Annotated in this window: 1 pseudogene; it reads right to left on the bottom strand. The window is 73.5% G+C overall.

Annotated features, from left to right (window positions below):
* Nucleotides 1-328, bottom strand: a pseudogene (locus RZ50_RS28100) (IS110 family transposase); the annotation flags it as partial.

Raw genomic sequence — 328 nt, forward strand, 5'->3', positions numbered from 1 at the left:
GACCTCGACATCGAGGGCTTTGACGAGGGCCTGGTGTTCGGTGGTGAGCTCCTTGACGCGCCGGGCGAGGCTCTTGAGCGCGGCCAGGACCGCGGTGTGGACCGCGTCCCCGGCCGGCCGTACCCGGGCCAGGGCGTCGGTGCGCTCCGCTGCCTTGAGTCGCCCGTATCGGGTGCGCACGGCCTCGGGCGCGGTGACGAGGATCTGACCGATCTGGTTCAGGGCGGCGGTTCGGGCCTTGACGGCGGAGCGGGCGGCGTTGTGCAGGGCGCGTATGCCGGAGACCGTGTCGTCCTTGGGGGCGGCGTTGGCCCGGCCGGAGAGGGCC

Origin of the sequence: Kitasatospora sp. SUK 42, from assembly GCF_015776785.2 — a bacterium.
GTDB lineage: Bacteria > Actinomycetota > Actinomycetes > Streptomycetales > Streptomycetaceae > Kitasatospora.